The organism is Mesorhizobium sp. M7A.F.Ca.US.011.01.1.1 (assembly GCF_003998295.1).
In the GTDB taxonomy this organism is placed as follows: Bacteria; Pseudomonadota; Alphaproteobacteria; order Rhizobiales; family Rhizobiaceae; genus Mesorhizobium.
The window spans coordinates 45,326-52,688 of the sequence record NZ_RZRT01000044.1 but is presented as its reverse complement, the minus strand read 5'-3'; the positions used below and the strand labels follow the sequence as shown (position 1 = coordinate 52,688).

Here is a 7,363-nt window from a genome sequence, read left to right as displayed (position 1 = left end):
AATCATAACCGATTAGCCGTTTTACGGCGCGTTTGCTTTGGCTTTTCAGGGCGGCAAGGCTTGTCGTCACATCGACCTCCTCCAAAACCCGCCGCGAGGAACAGTCTAGCCCAAAGAAGTGGGCAAAAAATGACATTCGATCTGCGCCGCTCCTCGAAGCGGCGCTGACTGAGTTAAGACGGGGCCGGCGATAACCGCTTAGTAATCGCCGTTGTAATAGCGGTCGTCGCAAGGGGCGGTGTAGATGCGGCCGCTGCGGTCCTGGTAGCGGCACATCTGTTCGCCGCGACGCTGTGGAGTGGTGGAGCTGCCGACAACCGCGCCCAGCAAGGCGCCTGCGCCCGCACCGATTAGCGTGCTTTCGGTGTTGCCGCCGATGGCCTGGCCGACGAGGGCACCGCCGGCGCCGCCGATCAGCGCCCCGGTTCCAGCCCGCTGCTGGCCTTCAGTCTGCGCGCAGCCTGCCAGTGCTGCGGTCATCAGCACGGCGGCGATGGCTTTATGAATGTTCATTTGAGGTCTCCCTTGAGGGCTGAAATCCCTATGGCTGGCCACGTGCGGTCGCATTGCGGCGGAACGGGGGCGGTAGGTCTCACGATGTAAGACATAGTTTCTCGCTCGTTGAACGATAAGGTTTTCAATCCGGAAATATGGCGGAGTCCCGGAGCAGCCATTCGACATAAACTGTCTGCAAATTGGTAACTAAACGGCAGGCAGTCGCAGTAAACTGTCGCAGAAACTTCGTGCCGGCGCGAAAACGATGGGCAAAGATCCAGGCGTTCCCAAGACTTCCTCGTTCAAGCCAAGAATCCGCGCGGCGCAGTATGTCCGGAGGTCGACAGACCTCCAGACTTATTCCATGGAGAACCAGAAGGACGCGATCAGCGACTACGCTGAACTTATGGGTTACGACATTGTCGCCACGTACGAAGACGCGGGCAAAAGCGGTCTAAAGATTGGTGGCCGCCCTGGGCTGCAACGCCTGCTGGCCGACATTGAAGCAAGAGGCGGGAATTGAAGCGAGACGCGGGAATTTTGAAACCGTCATTGTCTACGACGTGAGCCGATGGGGCCGGTTTCAGAACATCGATGAAAGTGCCTCCTACGAGTACCGATGCCAGATTGCAGGTGTACGAATCGAATATTGCGCCGAGCAATTCGTAAACGACGGCAGCATCGGGTCCGATGTGCTGAAGGCTATCAAGCGGAGCATGGCGGCAGATTATAGCAGGGTACTCTCACAGAAGGTTTTCGTTGGCCAATGCCGATTGGTGAGAATGGGTTTTTGGCAAGGGGCATTCCTGGCCTTGGCCTAAGGCGATTGCAGCTTGATAAGCGGGCCAACCAAAAGGCATTCTTGCTCGCTACGAATACAAAGACCTGCAGACGGATCGGATCGTCCTCGTGCCTGGACCGCCCGAGGAGATCGCCGTTGTAAGGTTGATATTCGATCAGTTCGTGAGAGCCCGCAAAACACAGCTCGAGATAGCAAGGCTCCTCAACAAGCGTGGAAATGTCACGGATCTCAACAGGGCCTGGACGCGGGAATCGGTGAATCACATCATCGGCTGCGAGAAATATATCGGCCACAATGTCTGGAACCGGCGGTCGGCAAAACTCAAGCTGAAATGGGTTTTCAATCCGCCGTCCCAATGGGTGCCGCAACGTATTTCCCGACCTCTTCTCAAGGGAAGAATGCCTTGCTAAGCGCCTGTTTTAACAGTGTAAGATGGCGCGCCGCGCCGGGTGATGATGAGAACTACGTCTACGCTATAGCGCTCCTTTAAGTCGGTTCAAATCCCGCTCCCTCCGCCATGCCATTTTTCGTCCCGCAATGATCAGCGATGTCAATGGCTTATAGCCGCTCCGCCAAAGCGCGGTCCCCCAGTCTGGTCCTCCAAGTTAGGCGCTAGGCGGAGCCATAGGACGCCACTGAGGGGCGGCCTGCACAGGCTGGGATTGGCTCCTCCATCATCCCCTTGTTACTGTATGGTCTTCCCAGAGTCACGCAGGCGGCATCGCGCCGCGTACCCTTTGGGCCGCCAGCCGGTGGCCAGCGCAGCGGACCCGCAACAAGCAACCGCCCGGAGGCGAACAGCTTGAGCTTGAATAACTGGTCGGGCTGGTCGCCCTCGATAGGCTCACAGGCTCGCCTTGACTCATAGCCGGCTGCTGAAGGCGCTAGGCTAGTGTACCTCTGCATCATGACGTAACCGGCGATCTTGGCCTGCTGGGTATCGGGGCTTTCACCGTTCGAAGCCTGCTCGATTGTCGACGCGAACGTATGCGAAACCCTCATTTGCCACCCCTTGGTAACATCGCTGTAGGACGGACGGCTACGGAGACGATCGCGCGCTGGCGCCGTCGTCTTGAGTGGGCCGTGCAAGTTGATCTAGCGCGTCGTTAACTCGTGAGCGCAGTAGTCGGCGCGCGTCACGTAGGTCCATCCGCACACGTGATACAGTTTCGTCCCAGAGGCAGGAGTGCGAGCTCGACGGCGGAATCGAGCATGCCAACAGGGTGACCACTATATCGTGCGGGGACGCCAGTTCTCCATTGAATGACGCCAGATTTGACGCTATATTGCGTCATAATGCGAGGCGGAAGAGGACATAGCTGATGGGTCTGGTTCAATATTCCGACAATGGGTTTTTCGCACCGCGCAAGATCGCGGAGGCCCTCCGCACGACCAGCGAGGAAGTTGCGAGGACCGCAGGCCTCGGCAAGGACGCCGTCCAGCGCAAGGACCGCGTTCGGTCGGACAAAACCCAGCGCCGGCTGCGCGAAATGGTGGAGATCGTCAATAAGGTCGAGCCGCGCCTCGGCTCAGCGCTAATGGCCTATGCATGGTATCGGTCCGAACCGTTGTCCGGCTTCTCCGGGCAGACGGCCATGCAACTGGTCCGTAGCGGTCGGGCTGACGATGTGCTCGACTATATCGACGCCGTCGATGCCGGCATCCACGCCTGACCTGGTAGATGCAGTATCGAGGCAAGCTCTATCGGGCGCTAAACCCCATTTACGCGCGCGCGCCGCTTTCGGGTCGCGGTGCTGAGCTTTACGGCGGACGATTCAACCCGAAGGGCACTCCCGCGCTCTATACCTCCCTTTCCGTGATCACTGCGCTGCGGGAAGCCAGCCAGATCGGCAATTTGCAGCCAACTACACTGGTCTCCTATGACGCTGAGATCGAGCAGACCTTCGACAGCCGGGACGAACAAGCGCTTCTGGCCGAAAGTGTTGATGCCGGCGTGCTTGCTGATAGCTCCTGGCGCGACCAGATGAAGACGACCGGTGAGGCAGTGACGCAGGCATTTGCCCGAAGACTGATCGGCCTCGGCTATCACGGATTGCTCGTCAGGAGTTTTGCGCTGGGCGCGACCGCGGACGATGTCAATCTCGTGCTCTGGACGTGGGGAGATGCCCCGCCCTCTCGCCTGACCCTTATCGACGATGAGGGTCGGCTGTCGCGGTGAGCTGGTACGGCGGCCCGGAAGATCGGTCTCCTCCGCGGCATTCTCAGCTATGCGGTCGAACTCGGCATTATCGAGCAGAACCCCGTGTATGGCGTTCGCAAGCCGAAGGACATGGTCAACCCCCGCCGTCTCTGAGAGCAGAAGTATCGCACGCTCGGCGATATTCTGCGGCAGACGGTCGAGGACGGACAAGGCTTGGCGGAAAGAACTCCTAACGTTGTCAGCAGAAGGATTAGTCTGAACGGCTTGCGAAATCTGGCCCAAGATGGGGCCTGAGAGTTACGCCAATGTTGGCGTTCAGCCTATTGTACACCGCGCTCCGCTACGGACACGCCGTCCATGACTCTGTCACTCGGGTGCAGCACCACGCGATCGCCTGCGGCAAGGCCTGATTGGACTTCCGCCGTCCGGTTGTTTCGCTGACCGATCTTGATGATAGTCGCCCGTGCACGGCCATCCCTGACCGCGAACACCGCCCAGTCGACCCCTTGTCGGAACAGAGCGCCCACCGGCACGGCCAGGATGTCATCGGCCTTCCAAATCGTGACATGCACGATCACCCGATAATCATGTCCTAGCGCCGACCATTTCGCGGGAGGATCGATGAAGTCGATGGTCGTGCGAACCCGTTGTTCCTCGATTCCAAGTGCGGAAACCTTGGTGAAACCGGCCGGATCGACTCGGGAGACGCGGCCCTGGAGGGGCGGTCCACCCCAGTTGTCAATCATGACGGGTGCGCCAGGCTTGATCCGGACAGCATCGGTCGACAGCAGATCCGCGACGATTTCGAGATCGAGTGGATCGCCGATTTCGATCAGCGGCGCACCAGCCTGGACGACTCCTTCGCTCTCCTGGATGATCTTCAGCACGCTGCCTGTCACGGGAGCGCGCAACTGGATGCAGCAGGCCGGATCTGACTCTGGCGCGGCACCCGACTGTTCACCAAGCCGGGCTGCAACGCTGTCACGCTCGTTTCGGCGGACCTCCAGCTGAGCCTTCGCACTGGCCAGCCCTGCTTCATTGGTTTCGACGTCGAACCTAGCTCCGTCGAGGGTTTTGAGAGAGATCGCCTCGGTGCGCGCGAGCGCTTCGGCCCGCCCAAGCTCCGTTCGCGAAAATGCAAGCGCAGCCTCGATCCGGCGTATTTCTGCTGCCGCAAGGTCTACCACCGCATCGGCCGCAGCCAGCGCCGCACGTAGCTCTTCGTGGGTGCGCGCATCGTGAAAGCTCGGTAACGTCGGTTGCATCACCGCCATGACCGCTTCGTCCTTGGTGACCTGATCCCCGATGTGGCGGGGAGGAGAGATCCGCAGGACCTTGCCGGCGATGGGGGCGGACACTGTGTAGACGTGACGCACGCGCGTCTTTGCCTCGTCGTCGATCGTGACTTCCATGGGACCTTTCGCCAGCGTTGCCAGATCCACTGCGATCGGCCGCAGCCATGCGAACCAGACGGCGCCGGCGCCCAAGATGGTCAAGGCTGCAATGCCCAACGTTCGCTTTATCCAGATCGTGCGCATGGTTCAATCCCGCGTCTTCAGAACAGTGACAAGGTCCAGCTCGCTGAGCCTTCGGCGAACGACGAGCGCGGAAAGAACGGCCGCGGCGATGACGATCGCGCTGGCGAAGACGTAGGTGGATTGCTCGACGATGAGGCGCACCCGCATCAATTCGCCGGCCAGGTTCTTCTGCATGATCCAGGCAAGGCCATAGCCAATGAGCCATCCAGGCGGCTGCGCGATCAATGTGAGCAGAGCGAGTTCGAGGAGGAGGATGCGCAACACTTCTCTCCGGGTGAAGCCGAGGACACGCAAGCTGGCCAGCTCCCGCGCGCGTTCGGAAAGCGAGATACGGGCGCTGTTGTAGACGACACCAAACGCGATGACGGCAGCCAGCCCGGTGTAGATGCTCGCCATCGTCGTGATCAGAAGGGCAACCAGCTTGCGGAAATTGGCAAGCGAGACGCGCTGCAGAGCCAGGCCGCTGACGATTGGCATGTCCTTGATGGTAGCATAGAACGAGTCCCGGCTGTTCTGATCTAGGCTGACGTTGATGCTGTTGACCGACGGCGCTTCGCGCATCAGGCGCGCTAGCGTCTCTGAATCCATCATCCCGCGGATGCCGAAATAATCTTCGACCAGCGCCGCCACAGGAACGACAACGGTCCGCCGCGCTCCTTCGAGCAAGTCGACCTCGACGGAATCGCCGACCCTCACTCCGAGAATCCGGGCAAGCATGCTCGAAATCGCCAGGCCCGCTTCCTGCAGGACGACCGGACGCAGGTCGACATCTATGATGCGGTTGAGATCGGCGTCTCGCGGCCTGCCGCTGATCATGATCCGGCGTTCGACGTTTCCGCTCCTTATGCGGACAGGCACCTCGCGGTAAGGCTCGGCGGCGAGAACGCCCGGAAGCCGTGCGATCTGTAGCACGACGTCCCGCGGGCGCTTTTCCACGAAACTCACGGTGGCGTCCTGTCGGTCGGCCAGGAAATAGGTCACGTCGATGAGCTGCTCCATCGCGTCGCCGGTGAAAAGTGAAACAATCAGGATGGCTGTCGCCAGTGCAATTCCAAGCGTCGTGAATAATGACCTGACTGGATGGCGAGTGATGTTGCGCAACATCATCGTGGTCGGTTGCGACATGAACCTGTCGACGCCGAAGCTCGCCGGCAGCAGTCGCCGATAGCGCGGAGGCGCCGGCGCCTGCATCGCGACGGCAGGCGCCAATCGCACGACCTCGCGAAGCGCGCGCACCGCCCCGATGATCGCCGCGACGAGGCTGAGCGCGGCGGCAATGACGTAGAGGTCCGGGCTCTTAGTGAAGACGAGGAACGGAAAATGGAAAAAGTCGCCGAACAGACTGGTGATGCGCATCCCCAGCCAAGTGCCCGCTGCACTGCCGATCACAATGCCGATCATCACGATAACGACGACGAATTTGAGGTAGTGCATGACGATGCTGGCATTGTTGTATCCCAGCGCCTTCATCAGCCCGATCTGCTCGCGCTCCAGCGCGACGAGCCGGCTAAGTGTGAGATTGACCAGAAATGCCGACACCAGAAGGAAAATCGGTGGCAGCGTCCGGCTCATGTTGTTGAGCATATCGAGTTCGTGGTTCAGCCAGGCGTGCGAAGTCTGGTCCTTCCGGCCATAGGCCGCTCGGCCGCCATAGCGCTCGAGCATCGTGTCGAGACGCATCATGACTTCACTCTCGGACGCGCCGCGCAGCAACTTCAACGAAACGGACGAGAACGCATCGTCGAGGTCGTAGGCGCTGGCGAGCGCTTTTTCCGACATCCAGATGAGGCCGAAGCGGCGGTCGTCCGGCATGATGTCGCCTGGTCCGACCGCGTAGATGAACTCAGGAGACAGCGCGATCCCAACAATCGTCAATTCCCGCTTTCGGCCGTTCAATATTGCCGAGAAGCGGGCCCCGGGCTGAAAGCCGTGGGACAAGGCAAAGCCTTCGTTCACGACGATCTCTTCGGCGCGACCAGGCTCCGGCATGCGGCCAACGCGCATGTAGAGCTGGTTGAGTGAAGCCTCCCCGATCTCGGGCAGGGAGATGATTTCGCCCGTGGCCGGCTCCAGATAGTCCGGTATGTCAAGCAGCACGAGTTTGGCTATTCGCGCGTCGACCGAAGCGACGCCAGGAACCTCGGCAATCTGGCCGACGAGCGTCCTCGGCGCACGGCTCACCGTCGCAAAGACGTCAGCAAACCGGTAGCGTTCGTAATATGCGGTGCGCGTCTCGTCGAGGGATCGGTAGGATCCGACCGCGAGGATGAGCGTCGCCACGCCTCCGGCAATGACGAGTGCAATCGCCAACGCCTGCGCCCAGAGCCGGCCGAAGTCGCGAAGAAGCTTGATATCCAGAGCGCGCAT

7 protein-coding genes are annotated in these 7,363 nt (G+C 60.4%); 4 read left to right on the top strand and 3 right to left on the bottom strand.

The window, feature by feature from the left end:
• Positions 1-198: 198 nt before the first annotated feature.
• The gene (locus EOA13_RS28120) at positions 199-513 is read right to left on the bottom strand and encodes a YMGG-like glycine zipper-containing protein (RefSeq protein WP_127296790.1); all 315 of its coding nucleotides are present in this window, start codon (positions 511-513) and stop codon (positions 199-201) included.
• Between the two features lie 346 nt (positions 514-859).
• Here EOA13_RS28120 and EOA13_RS38965 point away from each other — a divergent pair, with 346 nt between their 5' ends.
• The 4 genes from EOA13_RS38965 (at position 860) to EOA13_RS28105 (ending at position 3,476) form a co-directional block, all read left to right on the top strand.
• Positions 860-1,018 carry a recombinase family protein gene (locus EOA13_RS38965; protein ID WP_245486419.1) on the top strand — a complete coding sequence of 53 codons (159 nt, stop codon included), beginning with the start codon at positions 860-862 and terminating at the stop codon, positions 1,016-1,018.
• A 386-nt stretch (positions 1,019-1,404) separates the two neighbouring features.
• Positions 1,405-1,707 carry a recombinase family protein gene (locus tag EOA13_RS38960; protein WP_348629767.1) on the top strand — a complete coding sequence of 101 codons (303 nt, stop codon included), beginning with the start codon at positions 1,405-1,407 and terminating at the stop codon, positions 1,705-1,707.
• A 912-nt stretch (positions 1,708-2,619) separates the two neighbouring features.
• On the top strand, positions 2,620-2,970 hold the full coding sequence (locus EOA13_RS28110) for an antitoxin Xre/MbcA/ParS toxin-binding domain-containing protein (RefSeq protein WP_127296789.1): 351 nt from the start codon (positions 2,620-2,622) through the stop codon (positions 2,968-2,970).
• A gap of 8 nt (positions 2,971-2,978) precedes the next feature.
• Positions 2,979-3,476: an RES domain-containing protein gene (locus EOA13_RS28105; protein ID WP_127296788.1), complete on the top strand. Its 498-nt coding sequence runs from the start codon at positions 2,979-2,981 to the stop codon at positions 3,474-3,476.
• Between the two features lie 302 nt (positions 3,477-3,778).
• Here the strand turns inward: EOA13_RS28105 and EOA13_RS28100 are convergent, their stop codons facing one another.
• Both EOA13_RS28100 and EOA13_RS28095 read right to left on the bottom strand, forming a co-directional pair.
• Positions 3,779-4,996 carry an HlyD family efflux transporter periplasmic adaptor subunit gene (locus EOA13_RS28100; RefSeq protein WP_127296787.1) on the bottom strand — a complete coding sequence of 406 codons (1,218 nt, stop codon included), beginning with the start codon at positions 4,994-4,996 and terminating at the stop codon, positions 3,779-3,781.
• Between the two features lie 3 nt (positions 4,997-4,999).
• Positions 5,000-7,363, bottom strand: a complete 2,364-nt coding sequence (locus EOA13_RS28095; protein ID WP_127296786.1) for an ABC transporter permease — start codon at positions 7,361-7,363, stop codon at positions 5,000-5,002.

Coding starts and splice junctions, on each gene's coding strand:
- EOA13_RS28100 (WP_127296787.1), bottom strand. CDS start 4,996: ATGCGCACGATCTGGATAAAGCGAACGTTGGGCATTGCAGCCTTGACC.
- EOA13_RS28110 (WP_127296789.1), top strand. CDS start 2,620: ATGGGTCTGGTTCAATATTCCGACAATGGGTTTTTCGCACCGCGCAAG.
- EOA13_RS28095 (WP_127296786.1), bottom strand. CDS start 7,363: ATGCGCGCTCTGGATATCAAGCTTCTTCGCGACTTCGGCCGGCTCTGG.
- EOA13_RS38965 (WP_245486419.1), top strand. CDS start 860: ATGGAGAACCAGAAGGACGCGATCAGCGACTACGCTGAACTTATGGGT.
- EOA13_RS28120 (WP_127296790.1), bottom strand. CDS start 513: ATGAACATTCATAAAGCCATCGCCGCCGTGCTGATGACCGCAGCACTG.
- EOA13_RS28105 (WP_127296788.1), top strand. CDS start 2,979: ATGCAGTATCGAGGCAAGCTCTATCGGGCGCTAAACCCCATTTACGCG.